Source organism: Ruegeria sp. BF10 (assembly GCF_056538725.1).
In genome coordinates this window covers 241,324-258,449 of record NZ_JBQFTR010000003.1, presented here as the reverse complement: position 1 = coordinate 258,449, position 17,126 = coordinate 241,324, and the positions used below count along the sequence as shown (strand labels likewise).

16 protein-coding genes are annotated in these 17,126 nt (G+C 57.1%); 13 read left to right on the top strand and 3 right to left on the bottom strand.

Annotation, left to right across the window (positions count from 1 at the left end; translation table 11 throughout):
• Window positions 1-253: 253 nt before the first annotated feature.
• The 13 genes from cpaB (at window position 254) to pdeM (ending at window position 14,862) form a co-directional block, all read left to right on the top strand.
• A complete protein-coding gene (gene cpaB / locus ACR0DJ_RS14270; RefSeq protein WP_170344994.1) occupies window positions 254-1,132 on the top strand; it encodes a Flp pilus assembly protein CpaB in 879 nt (292 codons plus the stop codon).
• A 195-nt stretch (window positions 1,133-1,327) separates the two neighbouring features.
• Complete coding sequence (locus ACR0DJ_RS14265; protein WP_480685370.1) at window positions 1,328-2,734, top strand: type II and III secretion system protein family protein; 1,407 nt, start codon at window positions 1,328-1,330, stop codon at window positions 2,732-2,734.
• 17 nt (window positions 2,735-2,751) lie between these two features.
• Window positions 2,752-3,384 carry an OmpA family protein gene (locus ACR0DJ_RS14260; protein ID WP_480685369.1) on the top strand — a complete coding sequence of 211 codons (633 nt, stop codon included), beginning with the start codon at window positions 2,752-2,754 and terminating at the stop codon, window positions 3,382-3,384.
• Window positions 3,385-3,583: 199 nt separating this feature from the next.
• Window positions 3,584-4,819, top strand: a complete 1,236-nt coding sequence (locus tag ACR0DJ_RS14255) for a CpaE/TadZ family protein (protein ID WP_170344991.1) — start codon at window positions 3,584-3,586, stop codon at window positions 4,817-4,819.
• A gap of 25 nt (window positions 4,820-4,844) precedes the next feature.
• Window positions 4,845-6,287 carry a TadA family conjugal transfer-associated ATPase gene (locus ACR0DJ_RS14250; protein ID WP_170344990.1) on the top strand — a complete coding sequence of 481 codons (1,443 nt, stop codon included), beginning with the start codon at window positions 4,845-4,847 and terminating at the stop codon, window positions 6,285-6,287.
• Between the two features lie 11 nt (window positions 6,288-6,298).
• Window positions 6,299-7,267: a type II secretion system F family protein gene (locus tag ACR0DJ_RS14245; RefSeq protein ID WP_152457244.1), complete on the top strand. Its 969-nt coding sequence runs from the start codon at window positions 6,299-6,301 to the stop codon at window positions 7,265-7,267.
• 10 nt (window positions 7,268-7,277) lie between these two features.
• Complete coding sequence (locus tag ACR0DJ_RS14240; RefSeq protein WP_257600221.1) at window positions 7,278-8,252, top strand: type II secretion system F family protein; 975 nt, start codon at window positions 7,278-7,280, stop codon at window positions 8,250-8,252.
• 72 nt (window positions 8,253-8,324) lie between these two features.
• Window positions 8,325-8,852 (top strand): tetratricopeptide repeat protein, encoded by a 528-nt coding sequence (locus ACR0DJ_RS14235; RefSeq protein ID WP_480686283.1) that lies wholly within the window; start codon window positions 8,325-8,327, stop codon window positions 8,850-8,852.
• 30 nt (window positions 8,853-8,882) lie between these two features.
• Window positions 8,883-9,734 (top strand): tetratricopeptide repeat protein, encoded by an 852-nt coding sequence (locus tag ACR0DJ_RS14230; protein ID WP_257600220.1) that lies wholly within the window; start codon window positions 8,883-8,885, stop codon window positions 9,732-9,734.
• Window positions 9,735-9,737: 3 nt separating this feature from the next.
• A complete protein-coding gene (locus ACR0DJ_RS14225) occupies window positions 9,738-10,283 on the top strand; it encodes a prepilin peptidase (RefSeq protein WP_480685367.1) in 546 nt (181 codons plus the stop codon).
• A 115-nt stretch (window positions 10,284-10,398) separates the two neighbouring features.
• Window positions 10,399-11,706 carry an ATPase gene (locus ACR0DJ_RS14220; protein ID WP_170344986.1) on the top strand — a complete coding sequence of 436 codons (1,308 nt, stop codon included), beginning with the start codon at window positions 10,399-10,401 and terminating at the stop codon, window positions 11,704-11,706.
• 40 nt (window positions 11,707-11,746) lie between these two features.
• Window positions 11,747-14,158, top strand: coding sequence for a ligase-associated DNA damage response DEXH box helicase (locus ACR0DJ_RS14215; RefSeq protein WP_425079786.1), 2,412 nt, complete (start codon window positions 11,747-11,749; stop codon window positions 14,156-14,158).
• 41 nt (window positions 14,159-14,199) lie between these two features.
• A complete protein-coding gene (gene pdeM, locus ACR0DJ_RS14210) occupies window positions 14,200-14,862 on the top strand; it encodes a ligase-associated DNA damage response endonuclease PdeM (protein WP_480685366.1) in 663 nt (220 codons plus the stop codon).
• 2 nt (window positions 14,863-14,864) lie between these two features.
• Here pdeM and ACR0DJ_RS14205 read toward each other — a convergent pair whose 3' ends face one another.
• The 3 genes from ACR0DJ_RS14205 to ACR0DJ_RS14195 all read right to left on the bottom strand — a co-directional run bounded on the left by ACR0DJ_RS14205 (window position 14,865) and on the right by ACR0DJ_RS14195 (window position 17,077).
• On the bottom strand, window positions 14,865-15,611 hold the full coding sequence (locus tag ACR0DJ_RS14205; RefSeq protein ID WP_480686277.1) for a LytTR family DNA-binding domain-containing protein: 747 nt from the start codon (window positions 15,609-15,611) through the stop codon (window positions 14,865-14,867).
• 216 nt (window positions 15,612-15,827) lie between these two features.
• Window positions 15,828-16,718: a bifunctional methylenetetrahydrofolate dehydrogenase/methenyltetrahydrofolate cyclohydrolase FolD gene (gene folD, locus ACR0DJ_RS14200; RefSeq protein ID WP_170344982.1), complete on the bottom strand. Its 891-nt coding sequence runs from the start codon at window positions 16,716-16,718 to the stop codon at window positions 15,828-15,830.
• Window positions 16,719-16,771: 53 nt separating this feature from the next.
• Window positions 16,772-17,077: a chorismate mutase gene (locus tag ACR0DJ_RS14195; RefSeq protein WP_480685363.1), complete on the bottom strand. Its 306-nt coding sequence runs from the start codon at window positions 17,075-17,077 to the stop codon at window positions 16,772-16,774.
• Window positions 17,078-17,126 lie beyond the last annotated feature (49 nt).

Genomic DNA, 17,126 nt, shown 5'->3' with positions numbered 1-17,126 from the left:
GTTACGTTTAATCGTTTCGACGCAAAGCGCTGCGCCCATGGGGTGCGGCGCTCTTTTGTTGCGCACGATCCGCTGGCAATCGTGAGGAAAGGCAACGCTCACCATGAATAATTGTGCGGAAGATGGCGCAGAATCTGACAATCAGGCATATTTGTCCCACATTTCGACACAATTTGCGGTTAGCAAATAGGCTGTTTCAATGTGGTTCCTTGGCCGCTAAGTATTCGACCAAACAAAAGAATGAGGTACACGCATGCGAGCAGTTTTCGGACTTGTCCTGATTGTCGGCATTGCACTGGCCGGGGGCGCCGTCTACATGGCGCGAAACTATATCGCGGAATACCAAAGCGAGTTGGCACGCCAAAGACTTGCTGCGGAAGAGGCCCTGGCCAATGCCAAAGTTGATGTCGTTCCAACTGTCACTGTCTTTGTGTCGAATCGCGCTCTGAAATACGGCGAGCGGTTGACAGAGGAAGATATCCGCGCTGTTGACTGGCCGGAAAACGCGATCCCCGAAGGTACATTCACCGAGCTCACAGCCCTGTTCCCCGAAAGCGGCGCAAATGAACGTTTCGTTTTGAGGGCAATGGAAAAAGACGAAGCGATCATGGAGGTCAAGATCACTCGTCCGGGCGAAAAAGCCGGGCTGACGTCACGTCTGGAAAAAGGTATGCGCGCCTTCGCAATCAGCGTTGACGTGGCCTCGGGCGTTTCCGGATTCCTGCGGCCCGGAGACACTGTCGACATCTATTGGACCGGTTCCAGTGGAACGATCGAAGGGAGCAGCGGCGGAATCACCCGACTGATCGAAACCAACGTGCAACTCATTGCCGTCGACCAGACCGCTGGTTCGGACGTCACCAACACGACCATTGCACGTACAGTTACGGTTGCGGCCACACCGGAACAGGTCGCCGCGCTGGCACAGGCCCAGAACACGGGGCGTCTTTCCCTGGCTTTGGTTGGCGTACAGGATGAATCCGTTGCGTCCACGATTGAGGTGGACCAAAACAAACTGTTGGGAATTCAGAAAACTGCCCCGGAACCCGAGGCAAAAATCGAAAAGGTATGCACAACACGCATCCGCCGTGGTGGCGAAATCGTAAATGTGCCTATCCCCTGCACAAATTGACGCCAATTCAGAACGTTACAGGTTCAGAGCCGCACCCTTGGTGCGGCTCATTTTTTTGCGATTGTTGCCAATTCCCCACATAAGGAAACTTACGGAAACCATTGATTATTGCAATAAATTCGGATTTCGCGCAGTCTCTCATCCCATAGGGCACAAGACCCAAAAAAACGAGGCGTGATCGGAGAGGCAGGTCACATGACAATACGTTCCTGGATCAGCGCAACCCTGCTGGGGTTGTCGCTTGTTATGGCCCCCATTGGCGACACCGCCTGGGCTGAAACTTTACGCGTGGTGAAAAAAGGGACGGTGGAAACACTTGATGTCCCGATGAACCGCGCAATCGTCGTAGAAAGCGAGCAACCTTTCGCAGAGCTCAGCATTGCCAACGCCGGCATTGCCGATATCTCTTCTTTGTCGGAGCGCACGATCTATGTTCTGGGCAAGGCCCCGGGCCTGACCACGCTGACGCTGTTTGACGGCGCGGGCAATCTTTTGGCCAATGTCCGCGTCCGGGTCGCACCGGATGTTACGGAATTCAAGGAACGTCTGCGTCAGATCCTGCCCAACGAACCCATAGAAGTTCGCACAGCCAATGATGGTATTGTTTTGTCCGGTACGATCTCCAGCTCGGCCAAACTGGCACGCGCGCTGGAACTGGCTGAACGGTATGCCCCCGATCGTGTCTCGAACCTGATGTCGGTCGGTGGTGTCCAGCAGGTCATGCTGAAAGTCCGCTTTGCCGAGATGAACCGCTCGGTCGCCAAAAGCCTGACGGCATCGCTTGGTTTCGGCGGAAGTGACGTTACGGGGGGCATCAATACGCTCAACAACCAGTTCGCGCTGAACAACGCTTTGGCGAACAACATTCCGACTGTTCAAGCCAATACAGGCGCAATCCTGTTTGGGTTCGGCGCGGGTTCGACGCAGGTTCGCCTGTTGCTGGAAGCACTGGAAGCCAAGGGGTTGGCCCGCAGCCTGGCCGAGCCGAATCTGTCCGCTCTGTCCGGCCAGGAGGCATCATTCCTGGCCGGTGGCGAAGTCCCCATTCCGGTACCGCAGGATGACGGCGTTGTGGCCATCGAATACAAGGCCTTCGGCGTCGAGATGGACTTTATTCCACGCGTCGTGGACGGCGATCTGATCAATCTTGAAATGGGCACGGCCGTTTCAAGTATCGATCAAAGCTCGGATTTCACCATCAACGGGGATTCGGTTCCCAGTTTCATCACTCGCCGGGCAAAAACAACGATCGAACTTCGCGATGGTGAAAGCTTTGCCATTGCAGGCCTGATCCAGGACAATTTCGCGGATCTGAGCAACCAGATTCCATGGTTGGGAGATGTGCCGGTTCTGGGCGCGTTGTTCCGCAGCGCCAACTACCAGCGCGAGCAAAGTGAACTCGTCGTTATCATCACGGCGCACCTGGTTTCACCGACTCGGGGCGAAACTCTTGCGCTTCCAACCGATCGGGTCAAACCGCCCAGCGAATTTGACTTGTTCTTGAACGGCCGGGTGGCGCGCACACAGCGTTCGGGCGCCGGCGGAGCGTCAGAGGTTGCCAAACAGAACTTCGGCAGCTCCTACGGCTACGTCCTAGATTGATCAGGAGGATAGGACCAATGCATAAGTGGATTATCACACTGGGTCTTTCGGTCGCTGTCGCCGCCTGTACCCGCGAGGCCGGGTACGAGATCGACGCAGGCACTTTCGGAAACGCGACGCTCAACAACGTCCAGGTTCAAAGCGGCGAGTTGACCTATGCGCAAATTCTCAGCCGCCGGTTTGCCGCTGACGTGCCCAGCCAGGTAAACTTTGCGTTCAACAGCTCGCAACTGGATGCTTCGGCTCAGCGCATTCTGTTGCAACAGGCGGACTGGATCAAACAGTTCCCCGAAGCCCGTTTCCGCGTTTACGGACATACGGACGCTGTGGGGTCAACCAGCTACAACAAAAGCCTTGGCTTACGCCGCGCGCAAGCAGTCGTCGCGTTTCTGGGGCAGCAGGGTATCTCGCGCTCGCGGCTTGAGGCGGTGGTATCATTCGGCAAAACGCAACCGCTGATCGCAACGCAGAACCGCGATCGCAGGAATCGCAGAACGGTTACCGAAGTTTCAGGATTCGTTGATCGCAACCCGCAACTTCTGGACGGCAAATACGCTGAGATCGTTTACCGCGAGTATGTGGAAAGCGCGACCTCTGTAAGCATAATTCAGGAAGTGACCGCGCAGGACGGCGCCGGCGGCGGTGGATAATACGTTTGAAATGGGCGGCATCGTCGCCCATTTCCCTACAATTGGTTCTTTTGCGCCCAATTCTTGCCCAACTTCAAAGCGACATTGTGAACAATAGGGTGACCTGCGGCCAAATTTGACCGTATTGGGGCGACAGCACATCCATCTGGCGGATTTCGTTCATATGACATGCTGAGCCCTCACGACGAGGATAGTGTTTATGACCAGCGCGACGCCGCAAGACGACAATACTGCAATCTTGGCCTGCACCATCAGTCGGGATGTTCAGAATTTCGACCTTCTGATCGAAGACATGGAAGCCATCTTGGGCGAGCGCTGGGGAGATCTGGGGTTTGCAGAAGCGTTGGCCTTTTTCAGCCAACCCGAAGCTGAAACGCTGGAATTCGTAGCGCTGGCGATCGACGGAGAAGACGAAGACAACCTGTCTCTGCTGGGTGAAATAATCACTCAAGCCAATGAAAAGAAAGTAAAAGTTGTTCTGATCGCCGAGGATGTCACTCCGGCGTCTTTGCACCAACTGCTGCGCAAGGGTGCGGACGAGTTCGTCCCCTATCCTCTTCCCGAAGGCGAATTGCAGGAAGCCATCGAGCGTATGAAGCAGCCCGACCCGGTTGCCGTGGCACAGGCGACCGCCGTTCCCCTGGCCGGTGGCGCGTCCAAGGAAGGCGCATTGTTTGTCGTTCAGGGCCTTGCAGGTGGAGTCGGCGCAACGACACTGGCCGTTAACCTGGCCTGGGAACTGGCCTGTGTCTCGGACAAAGACGCGCCGACCGTGTGCCTGATCGATCTGGACCTGCAATACGGGACCGTTTCCACCTATCTGGATCTGCCGCGACGAGAGACAGTGTTTGAAATGCTGTCGGACACGGACGCGATGGACAGCGAAGTATTCTCGCAAGCCCTTCAAACATATGAAGAAAAGCTTCAGGTTTTGACGGCGCCGTCCGACATGGTGCCGCTTGACTTGATCACTCCGGAAGACATTCAGCGCGTGATCGACATGGCGCGCGCGCATTTCGACTATGTCATTGTCGACATGCCAAAGACGCTGGTCCTGTGGTCGGAAACAGTTTTGCAGGCCGCCCATGTGTATTTCGCCATGATCGAGCTGGACATGCGGTCCGCCCAGAATGCCCTGCGCCTGAAACGTGCGTTGCAGGCAGAGGAACTGCCATTCAACAAGCTGCGCTTTGCGTTGAACCGGGCGCCGAAGTTTACCGATCTGAACGGGAAAAGCCGCGTGAAACGCATGGGGGAAAGCCTTGGAATCTCCATCGACCTGCTGCTGCCTGATGGTGGCAAACCGGTCATGCAAAGTGGGGATCATGGTCTGCCTCTGGCAAATGCGGCCGCCAAGAACCCGTTGCGCCGGGAAATCTCAAAGCTGGCGAAGTCGCTTCACAGCCTCGGCAGCAGTGCCGAAGAAGCTGCGTAAACATCATCCCAAGGGGGGATAAGCCGTGTTTTCAAGATACAAAAAGCAACCCGCAGCGCAGCCCGTCAAATCGCCGGCACAACCGGCTGAAACAGCGGCACCTTCTGCACAAGCGACACCTGTCGCGACCGCGGTGGCACGCAAACCCGTGAAAAAGAATGCAGGTGAGGTCGCAAGTTCAGACAAAGACCGCAAACGCAAGGAGCGGCTGGGTGAGATCAAGATCGAACTGCACCGCGAACTGCTGGAAAACCTGAACCTGGCCGCGCTTGAAAACGCCGGCGAAGCAGAGTTGCGCGCTGAAATCAGTGCCATCGCCAGTGAAGTTCTGGAAACAAGAAACATTGTTCTGAACCGCGAAGACCGATCCCAGCTGAACAAGGAGCTTTATGACGAGGTGACGGGTCTCGGCCCGCTCGAGGCGCTGCTTCAGGACGATACGGTCAACGATATTCTGGTGAACGGTCCACAACAGATCTTTGTGGAACGTGCCGGCAAGCTGGAACTCAGCGACATTACCTTCAAGGATGAAAAGCACCTGATGCGGATCATCGACAAGATCGTGTCCGCCGTAGGCCGCCGTGTCGATGAATCCAACCCGTATGTTGACGCCCGTCTGGCAGATGGCTCGCGTTTCAACGCCATGGTGCCCCCGATTGCGGTGGACGGATCGCTTGTTTCCATTCGTAAGTTCAAGAAAGACAAGCTGGGCATTGACGATCTGGTCAATTTCGGTGCGTTTACCGAAGAAATGGCCGCCTATTTGCAGGCCGCCGTGTCCACCCGGCTGAATATCATCGTTTCCGGGGGTACGGGCTCGGGTAAAACGACCACGCTCAACGCCCTGTCCAGTTTTATCGACGACGCCGAGCGTATTCTGACCATCGAGGATACCGCGGAACTTCAGCTGCAACAGACCCATGTGGGTCGGATGGAAAGCCGCCCACCCAACGTGGAAGGCAAAGGTGAAGTCAGCCCGCGCGACTGTCTGAAAAACGCCCTGCGTATGCGTCCTGACCGCATCATCGTCGGTGAGACGCGCGGCGCCGAAGTCATCGACATGTTGCAGGCCATGAACACCGGTCACGACGGATCTATGACCACGATTCACGCCAACTCGGCCCGGGACGGTATTTCACGTCTGGAAAACATGATCGCGATGGCCGGGATCGAAATGCCGATCAAGGCGGTCCGCAGTCAGATCGCCTCGGCTGTGAACCTGATCGTGCAAGCCAGCCGCCTACAGGACGGGTCGCGCCGGATGACCTCGATCACCGAGATCACCGGGATGGAAGGTGACGTGATTTCCATGCAGGAAATCTTTCGTTTTCAACGCGTTGGCCTGACACCCGACAACAAGATCATCGGGCATTTCACCGCCACCGGCGTCCGCAGCCACTATTCGGAACGGTTCCGTCTATGGGGCTTTGACTTGCCAGCGTCCATCTACGACCCAACCACAATGTAGGAGAACCAGGTATGCAATTGCCTATGGAGGCGATCATTTATGTCGCCATCTTTGTGGGGGTTCTTGCCTTGGTCGAGGGCATCTATCTTGTTGCCTTCGGCAAGTCCATCAGCCTGAACAGCCGAGTCAACCGACGCCTGGACATGCTGGAAAAAGGTGCCGGGCGCGAACAGGTGCTGGAACAGCTGCGCAAAGAAATGCAGCAGCATATGAAATCACAGAGCATTCCTCTGTATTCACTTCTCGCTGACAAGGCGCAAAAGGCGGCAATCGCGTTCTCTCCCCGTCAGTTGATCATGATCATGGGGCTGGTATCAGCCATGGCCTTTGTCGGATTGAGCATCGGAACCGCTACGGACACGGCACTGCGCATCGTTGTTTCCATCGCAATCGGCATTGGCGGCGTTTACGCCTGGGTCAACCACAAGGCCAAGAAACGCATGGGGATGATTGAAGAACAACTGCCCGATGCGGTTGAACTGATGGTGCGCTCGTTGCGTGTCGGTAACCCGTTCGTCTCGACGATTCAGGTGGTTGCAAACGAAGTTCAGGATCCTCTGGGAACCGAATTTGGCGTTATCGCCGATGAATGTGCCTATGGCCGCGATGTGGGCGAGGCGCTGAAGGACATGGCTGAACGTCTGGACATGCAGGATATGCGCTTTCTGGCCGTAGCCGTGGGTATTCAGCAGCAATCCGGCGGTAACCTTGCCGAAATTCTGGCCGGATTGGCAAAGGTGATCCGTGCGCGTTTTCGCCTGTTCCGTCGGGTCAAGGCGATTACGGCCGAGGCACAATGGTCCGGCAAGTTCCTGTCCGGGTTCCCTGTTGCCTGTCTGATTTTCATTCTGGTCAAGGACCCGGGCTATTACGACGAGGTGTTGGATCACCCCTGGTTTATTCCCGCGTGTTTTGTTGTCGCCATCCTGCTGACACTGAACCTGATCGTCATGAAAATCATCACCAACATCAAGGTCTGAGGGCAGCACCATGGAAATCCTGACCGGCATCAATGACCTGTTGACCCAGCACCTGGGCGAATTCGGCCCCCTGATCATTGTCGGCGTACTTGGCCTGCTTATGGTTCTGGTCGCTGTCACATTGATCATGAAGCAGCCCGAAGACCCCTTGAAGAAACTGCAAAGATCGAATGCGGCTCCTCCAAAGCAGAAAAAGGGGAAGAAAGAGCAGCTTCGAAACTCGAACCGAAACGAGCAGCTTGAGAAGTTCGCAACTTTCCTTGAGCCCAAGAACGAAGAAGAATACTCGGCCGTCGAGTTGAAGCTGCGTCAGGCGGGCTACAGGTCGAAGGATTCGGTTCGGTTCTTCCACTTTGCGCAGTTTTCTCTGGGTATCCTTGGCATTATCATTGGTGTTCTGCTGGTCACGGTTTTTTCCGGCGGCCAGGAGTTTACCGGAACACAGATGATGATCCGGGTGCTTGTCCCCGGCGCGATCGGCTATTTCGCACCCAAATACTGGATTACGCGCCGGGTTGAAGAACGGAAGGAAGCGATTACCGCCGGCTTTCCCGATACGCTTGATCTGATGCTGGTCTGCGTTGAAGCCGGTCAATCGCTGGATCAGGCCATCGTTCGCGTGGCCAGCGAAATGAGCGCGTCTTATCCGGATATCGCGCAGGAATTCGAAACCGTCGCGTATGAAATGAAGGCCGGCAAGGACAAGGACACCGTCCTGCGTGACTTCGGCGTGCGCTGTGGGGTTCAGGACGTGAACTCTTTTGTTACCGTTATGATCCAATCGGCGACATTTGGTACATCAATTGCCGAGGCATTGCGGGTTTACGCCGGTGAGATGCGCGACAAACGCGTGATGCGCGCCGAAGAGGCCGCGAACAAGTTGCCGACCAAGATGACTCTTGTCACAATGATGCTGACGGTCCCACCGCTGCTGATCATTCTGGTTGGCCCGTCGGCGAACGTTATTTCGAGTTTTGGACGCTAGGTCGGATAGAGCCATATGAAAGCTGAATTCAGGTGCTTCCCTTCCGGGTTTCGCCGAACGCTCTGGGCCACCATGGTTTTTGCCATGGTGGCTTCTTGCACAGAAGGCCTGTCACCTAACGGATTGGATGCACCGGGAATTGACGCCAAAGGTCAGGCCGAGGACAGCATCGAGGTCGGAAACAGATTGATGGCAGCCGGAGAATACGAACTGGCGCTTGAAACCTTTACCCGGGCCGCGCTGGACCAGGGTATGACGCCCCAGGTCCTGACGTCTCTGGGTACTGCGAATATTGGGCTACGCCGCTTGGGACAGGCCGAAAAACTGCTGCGCAGAGCCGTCGAAGACGACACGGACTGGCCGGTGGCCTGGAACAATCTGGGTGTCCTGCTGATGGAGAAACAGGAATACCCCGAGGCCGCGCAAGTGTTTCGGCGGGCCTATGCGCTGGACAATGGCGAAAGTGACGCAATCCGGGACAATCTGCGCTTAGCACTCGCAAAAATGGAAAATTCTGTTAATAATACCCCACAAGAACAACAAGAATACACACTGGAGCAGCTTGGCGACGGGCAATTCACGCTACGCAAGATCCAGTAATTGAGGCGAGAGCAGTAAAGGACGCAAAAAATGCGCCAGCAATTCTTGATTCCGACTGTTGTTATCAGTGGTCTGATCCTTTCGGCCTGTGCAAAGGAAACCGAAGAGGAAAAGGTTGAACGAACGTTTCAGGAAGTGAACGTTATCGACGAAACAAACCTGAACGATGTGCTTCTGAGCGCCGCAGATCCAAATGAAGCGGTGACCTATTTCCACGGTGCAGCGCTCAAAAACCCGGACCGGATCGATCTTCAACGCGGACTGGCAATTTCCTTGGGCCGCGCCAAACGCACGACCGAGGCCGTAACCGCGTGGAAGCGCGTCACAACGATGAAGGGCTCGAACGCCGCGGACAAGGTTGAATACGCGGACGCATTGGTCCGAAACGGCGACTGGTCGCAGGCCAAAACGGTTCTGGATTCGGTTCCCCCCACCTTTGAAACCTTCAAACGGTATCGCCTCGAGGCAGTCGTTGCGGATTCCCGGAAAGAGTGGAAACGCGCGGATCATTTCTATGAAACCGCTGTCGGGCTGACGACACGTCCGGGCAGCGTGATGAACAACTGGGGATATTCCAAGCTGAGCCGCGGCGAATATGCCGAAGCCGAGCGGTTGTTCTCGGAAGCTATCCGTCAGGACAACTCGCTGTTTACCGCCAAGAACAACCTGGTTTTGGCGCGGTCGGCACAAGGCAACTACAACCTGCCGGTCGTCCCCATGACACAGGTCGAACGGGCGCGTCTGCTCAATACAATGGGTATTTCAGCGGTCAAACAGGGCGACATAACCACCGCCAAAAACCTGTTCCGCGAAGCCATTTCAACCCACCCGCAGCATTTCGACGAGGCGGTCCGCTCGCTTCGGGCACTTGAAGGGGCCTGACACATGCAGATACCCGCAGTGGCAGCGGCCTGGTTTCTGCCGTTTGTGCTGCCGATCTGCTTTTACGTGGCCTTCACGGATATGCGTGAGATGCGGATCAAGAACCATGCAGTCCTTGCGCTGACGTTGGTTTACATCGTGATAGGTCTGATCGGCATCCCGCCCTGGTCCACAGGCGGCATCAGCGGCAATCTGGGGCCGTTCACCGTGTCCATGCCGGTCTATTTCTGGCAACTGCTGCATATCGTCGTGGTTTTGGTAATCGGTATCTTGCTGAATGCTGCGGGCACCATGGGCGCTGGCGATGCCAAGTTTCTGGCCGCCGCGTCGGCGTTTGTCTGGCTGGGCGATCTGAGAATTGTGCTGATGATCCTGACCGCCTGCGTTCTGGCTGCCGTGCTCACTCATCGTTTGGCCAAAATCACAAAGCTGCGCACCATTGCACCGCATTGGGAAAGCTGGGATCGGGGCAAACAGTTTCCGATGGGGTTCGCCTTGGGCGGATCATTGGCGATGTACCTGATTCTGGGCACTGTTCTCGGATCGTAAACTATCATCAGCGCGCCTTGCCGCTGCCTTTGTCCCGCCACAAAGCTGGTTCATTTTCTTCAAGACGCCCGTTTTCGGGTTCTTGGCGTGACATTTTGATGGACGAGCACCGCGCATGAATATGCAGACTTCCTCAGTTATGGCCCCCCCTGCCCCCAAGGGTCTGGGCGAAATGAAGCTTCCGCTTGTAATGATGCGGGATATTCTGCTTAAGACGATTTTTCGCAAAAACGCGAGCACAGTGTCAGAAGTGGCCGAAGCCATCTGTCTTCCGGGTTCGGTTACTCAGGAACTGATCGACATCGCGCGCGATCAGAAACTGCTTGAAGCGACCGGAACACTGAACGCCAATAGCGGCAATGAGATGGGGTATCAGCTGACCGATGCGGGCAAGGCCCGTTCGCTGGATGCGCTGAGCCAATCCGAGTATTTTGGTGCGATGCCGGTGCCGCTCGATGTCTATCGCGAGCAGGTCAAACGCCAGTCGATCCGCAACATTCAGGTCACGCGAGAACAACTCGTGGGTGCAATGGGCCATCTGGTCCTGCCCGACAGCCTGCTGGATCATCTGGGCCCGGCGGTCAGCGCGGGCCGGTCGATTCTGATGTATGGTCCTCCGGGCAACGGTAAATCCTCGATCTCGAACGGCATACGGGATGCGCTGGGTGACAACGTCTATGTGCCCTACGCCATAGAATATGCGGGTCAGGTGATCACGGTCTATGACCCGATCGTGCACACGGCGATCGAACAAGAGCCGGACGACCCCAACAGCCTGCGTCGTCGCAGGCGGTTCGATTCCCGATATGTCCAATGTGAACGCCCCACCGTCGTAACCGGTGGTGAGCTTTCGCTCAGCATGTTGGATCTGGTCTACAACCCAACCGCACGAACCTATCAGGCCCCGTTGCAACTGAAATCCACCGGTGGCATTTTCATCGTGGATGACCTTGGCCGGCAAGCCGAGCCGCCGCAGGCGCTGGTCAACCGTTGGATCGTCCCGCTGGAGGAAAACAAGGATATCCTCGGCCTGCAATCGGGTGAAAAATTCGAAGTGCCCTTCGACACGCTGGTCATCTTCTCGACCAACTTCCACCCGAACGAGATCTTCGACCAGGCTGCCCTGCGCCGGATCTTCTTCAAGATCAAGATTGACGGCCCGAACCAGGAGAACTTCCTGAAAATCTTTGCCATGGTGGCCCGCAAACGTGGAATGCCGCTGGACGAGGCGGCATTGGTGCACCTGTTGAAGGTCAAATACCCGACCATCAACAATATCTATGCCAACTACCAACCGATCTTCCTGATCGATCAGATGATCTCGATCTGCGAGTTCGAGGGCATTCCTTATCAGATGAACCCTGACCTGATTGACCGCGCCTGGGCCAACATGTTCGTAAAAGACGAGAAAATCGTCAAATAACGCCGTGCCAATCCCTACTTCGGGCGGGTAATCTGTGACCATGACGCAGATTCCCGCTCGGATTGATACGTGGTTTTCCACCAAAGGCTGGTCCATCCACCCACATCAGCAAGAGATGTTCGATCGGGCGAAGGACCCGGCAACCCTGCTGATCGCCCCGACCGGTGGCGGCAAGACCATGGCCGGTTTTCTGCCTTCCCTGTCCGAGCTGGCCGATGGAGGCCACAACGGTTTGCATACACTCTATGTCTCGCCGCTCAAGGCGCTGGCGGCGGATATCAAGCGTAACCTGCGCACCCCGGTGGACGAGATCGGCCTGCCCATTCGGATCGAGGATCGCACCGGTGACACCTCGGCCACGCAGAGAAAACGCCAAAGGGCCGATCCACCCCATATCCTGCTGACCACACCGGAAAGTCTGGCACTGCTGACCTCGTACGAGGATGCCCCGCGCATGTTCGATGGGGTGCAGCGGATCATCGTCGACGAAATCCACGCACTGGCGGAAAGCAAGCGCGGTGATCAACTGATGCTGGCCCTGGCGCGTCTTCAGCGCCTCAACCCGGATCTGCGTCGCGTCGGCCTGTCGGCCACGGTCGAAGACCCCACGGCGATTGCCCGCTTTCTGGCGCGCCACCCAGACCCCTGCCGGATCGTGCAGGCCGACCCCGGCCCGGACCCGGACATCCAGATGCTGGAAACAACCGAAATGCCGCCATGGTCCGGCGGAGGCGCGGCCTATTCCATTCCGGCTGTGCTGGACCAGATTCGGCGGCACAAGACCACGCTGATCTTTCACAACACCCGCGCGCAGGCCGAGATCTATTTTCACAGCCTGTGGCTGGCGAATGACGACGGCCTGCCCATCGGCATCCATCATGGCAGTCTTGACCGACAGCAGCGCGAGCGGGTCGAAGCCGCGATGGTGCGTGGCGAATTGCGCGCCATCGTCTGCACCGGCAGCCTCGATCTGGGCATTGATTGGGGCGATGTCGATCTGGTGATTCAGATCGGTGCGCCCAAGAACGTCAAACGGCTGGTGCAAAGGATTGGTCGGGCCAACCACCGCTATAACGCGCCTTCCAAGGCGCTGCTGGTTCCTGCGAACCGTTTTGAAGTTGTCGAATGCGTCGCTGCGCTCGAGGCCGCCAAAGCCCATGACCTGGACGGGGAACCCCGAGGCCCCGGCCCCCGCGATGTGTTGTGCCAGCACATTCTGATTGCGGCCTGTGCCGGGCCCTTTGACGCCGATGATCTGTATGTCGAGATGACATCCGCCGGACCTTATGCACAGTTGACGCGACCCGAATTTGACGCCTGTCTGGATTTCTGTGCCACCGGGGGCTACGCCTTGCGCGCCTATGATCGCTGGCAAAGGTTGCAGCAGCGTGCCGACGGGCAATGGCAATTGCGCGATCCTCGCGCTGCGTCACGCATTCGCATGAACTTGGGCACGATTCAGGATACCGACACCCTGAAGGTACGCCTGAAGCGCAGCCGTGGTGGAAAACCGTTGGGCGAAGTCGAAGAAGCCTTTGCTGCTTCGCTGACCCCCGGCGATACCTTCCTGATCGGTGGGCAGATCGTGCGCTATGAGGGCCTGCGCGAAATGGTGGTCGAGGTCAGCCGTCGCGCAGATCGCAAACCAAAGATCGCGACCTTCTCGGGCACGAAATTTGCGACTTCCACGCAACTCAGCGACCGCATTCTGCGCATGTTCGCCCAAACTGACTGGCCGCACCTGCCTTCTCATACGGCGGATTGGCTGGTCTTGCAGCGCCAAGTGTCCCGCCTGCCTCAACGCGATCGTCTGTTGATCGAAAGCTTTCCAAGTGACGCGCGAGAGCATCTGTGCGTTTACGGATTCGCTGGTCGCAATGCGCAACAGACACTGGGCCTGCTGCTGACCAAACGGATGGAGGAAACCGGTTTGGCCCCGCTGGGGTTTGTCGCCACAGACTATGCCACGCTGATTTGGGGTTTGGATGCGGTCACTGACCCGCGCCCTTTGTTTCAACCCGAAGCGCTGCGTGACGGGCTGGACACATGGCTGGCGGGCAACGCGGTTATGAAGCGTACCTTTCGCGCGTCGGCCACGATTGCCGGTCTGATCGAACGCAACATGGCCGGACAGCGTAAAACCGGACGGCAAGCCACGTTTTCGTCGGATATTCTCTATGACACACTGCTGAAATATGATCCCGATCATCTGTTGATGCAGATCACCCGCGAAGAGGCCATGCGCGGGTTGGTTGACTTCGGTCGTATCGAGGCGATGCTGGCGCGCATCGGCGACCGCATAGACCTGCTGCGTCTGGACCGCGTTTCCCCACTGGCCGCGCCGCTGTTTCTTGAGGTCGGAAAGGTGCCTGTCAAAGGGGCAGCCGAAGAAAGGCTGCTTGCCGAAGAAAGCGCGCGCCTGATGGAAGCCGCCGGGTTGGACCAGCTTTGATCCCCCTTGCGCAAGATGTGGAATCGGGCCAAGAACGTATCATGAACGTGTGCAAATTTTCCTTTGCAGGCCAGCAACTCAATGCGCTGCCGTCTGGCGCATTATGGTGGCCGGCGCGGCGACTGCTCTGTGTCTCGGATCTGCATCTGGGGAAATCCGAGCGCATGGCCCGTCGGGGCGGGGCTACGCTGCCCCCCTATGACAGTCGCGAGACGCTAGACCGTCTGGCGCGCGATCTGGAACACACCAGCGCCGAAACCGTCATCTGCCTTGGCGACAGCTTTGACGATCTCGAAGCGGCCCGGGCCTTGCCCGACGTAGAAGGGTTGAGAATTGCAACTTTGCAGGCCGGGCGTCAGTGGATCTGGATCGAAGGAAATCACGATCCCGGCCCGATCGAGATGGGGGGCTCTCATTTGGTCGAATGGCAGTGTGGCCCGCTTATCTTTCGTCATATCGCCCAGGATCGGCCACAAGGCGAGGTTTCAGGCCATTTTCATCCGAAAGCACAGATTCGGACAAAAGGCCGGCACATTTCCCGGCCCGCCTTTCTGCTGGACAGAAATCGGCTGATCCTGCCTGCCTACGGAGCTTATACCGGGGGTTTGCGCAGTTCGGATCGGGCACTTTCCGATCTTTTGGGCGCGGACGCCATGGCCATTCTGACCGGCCCGCATCCGCGGATGATTCCAATGCCACGTTAAATTCAGATCAACCCGTCTTCTTCCAACTTCGGTTTGTACTTGCGGCTCACTGGAACCAGATCGCCGTTCGCCAGGCGCAAAAAGGTTTTGCCCGCCGTTTTTTCAACCCTAACGATGGACGCGTCCACCACCCAATGTGAACGGTGCGAACAGTGCCCGGGAACCGGCTCCATCTCGGCAATTGCGTCCGTAAAGCGTGAGCGGATCGTGAACGTGCCTTCCGAGGTCACAACATCCACATTGTGATCCCTGACCGTCAGACGATGGATTTGGCCGTCGAAATCAGGCGGCAGACGCCTGATCAGGCGCGGCTTCTCGATTTCAGGCGTTGAGGCCATCAATGGATTCAGATCATTGCGCTGCACAAGAACCAGACCCGTTGCAAACAAGACCCCATACACTGCTACGGTGTGGGCGCCTGGTGCCATGTGACCTCCACACGTGAACAGGACCCATGCCAACATCCAAAGGGACGGCGTGAACAGAACCAGGATCAGTGCCGCAAATGCCAGATCACGGGCAGGAACATTCAAAAGAACAGGGTTTTTCTGCATCAGCTTGCGCGCCAACCCGGTGACCGTCAGGGCAAGAACCATCACCCCGGTCCAGAAAAGTAGACGCAATCCAAAGGTCAGATCAGCAACCAGAAACGGTGGAAACGCGTAGGCAAGCAATGGAAGAAAGACAACGCCCGCCGTCACTCGCTGTGGGGTACAAGCATTCCGGACAACTTTGATCTTGGATGTCATACCGCTTTTGTGCACGATTTATCAGAATTCAACCTTAGCACGACGAGCACTTAGGCACCTTACCTGTAACCAACTGGGAATACGGGGATATCACGATTTTCAAAGCTGTCAAACCCATTCAGGGCAAAATGACCACAGCGTGCAATGATTGTCCCACGAGGTCATGCACAACCGAGCAGTGTGCCGGGCCGACATGATCGACCCGACCAGATTACCTTACGCCGTCAAACCTTCTGGTTCGGGCAGAGCGTTGGCGCGGCAGCACGCAGTCAAAGTGTTGGCCAACAGGCAGGCAATGGTCATCGGACCTACACCGCCCGGAACCGGAGTGATGGCGCCAGCACGCTGGGACGCGCTGGCATAGTCCACGTCACCGACAAGCTTGTTCTTTCCGTCGCGTTCGATGCGGTTGATGCCTACGTCGATCACGGTCGCGCCTTCCTTGATCCAGTCACCCGGTACCATTTCAGGACGACCCACCGCAGCCACGACGATATCGGCACGGCGCACGACATCCGGCAGATCCTTGGTGCGCGAATGCGCGATGGTCACGGTGCAGCTATCGCCCAGCAGCAGCTGCGCCATCGGTTTGCCCACAATGTTCGAGCGGCCGATCACAACCGCGTCCATGCCGGAAAGCGAACCGTGGTGGTCACGCAGCATCATCAGGCAACCCAGCGGGGTGCAGGGCACCATCGATTTCTGACCGGTGCCCAGCAGGCCCACGTTCGAGATATGGAACCCGTCGACGTCTTTGGCCGGATCGATGGAATTGATCACCAGGTCTTCATTCAGGTGCTTGGGCAGCGGCAACTGGACCAGAATGCCATGCACGGCCGGGTCGTTGTTCAGCTTGTCGATCAGCGCCAGAAGATCTTCTTCCGAGGTATCGGCATCCAGTTTGTGCTCGTACGAATTCATGCCGACTTCAACAGTCATTTTGCCCTTCGAGCGGACATAGACCTGGCTGGCTGGGTCTTCGCCCACAAGAACCACGGCCAGGCCGGGAGTGATGCCGTTTTCCTCTTTCAGCTTTGCAACCTGATCGGCCACTTGCGCGCGCACTTTTGCGGCAAAGGCCTTACCGTCGATAACCTGAGCTACCATGTTTCGATCCCTTCTTTCAAAAAACGGATCGGGCGCACAAAGCGCCCGGTCTGTCAGTCGGAGCCAATCACGCGCTCTTCGCGTGCAATCGACCAGTCAATCAATATGCGCCATAGCTTCTCGGCCAGATCAGGGTCCATCCCCAGCGCATCCGAGCTTGCACGCACGCGTTGCACCACCTCTTCCACGCGTTCCGGGATACGGGCCGGAAGGCCCTCGCCCGGCTTCAGCTGCGACGCGCGGTCAATGTAACTCGCGCGTGTCACCAACATTTCGATCAGTTGGCGATCCAGCTTGTCGATCTCGGCCCGCAGGTCCTGCATCGTGTTACAGTTCTGGGGCGGTGTCAGAGTGGGCATCGTCATCTCCTCATGGCCCGGGAATGAATCCCCCGGACCACGAGATGTC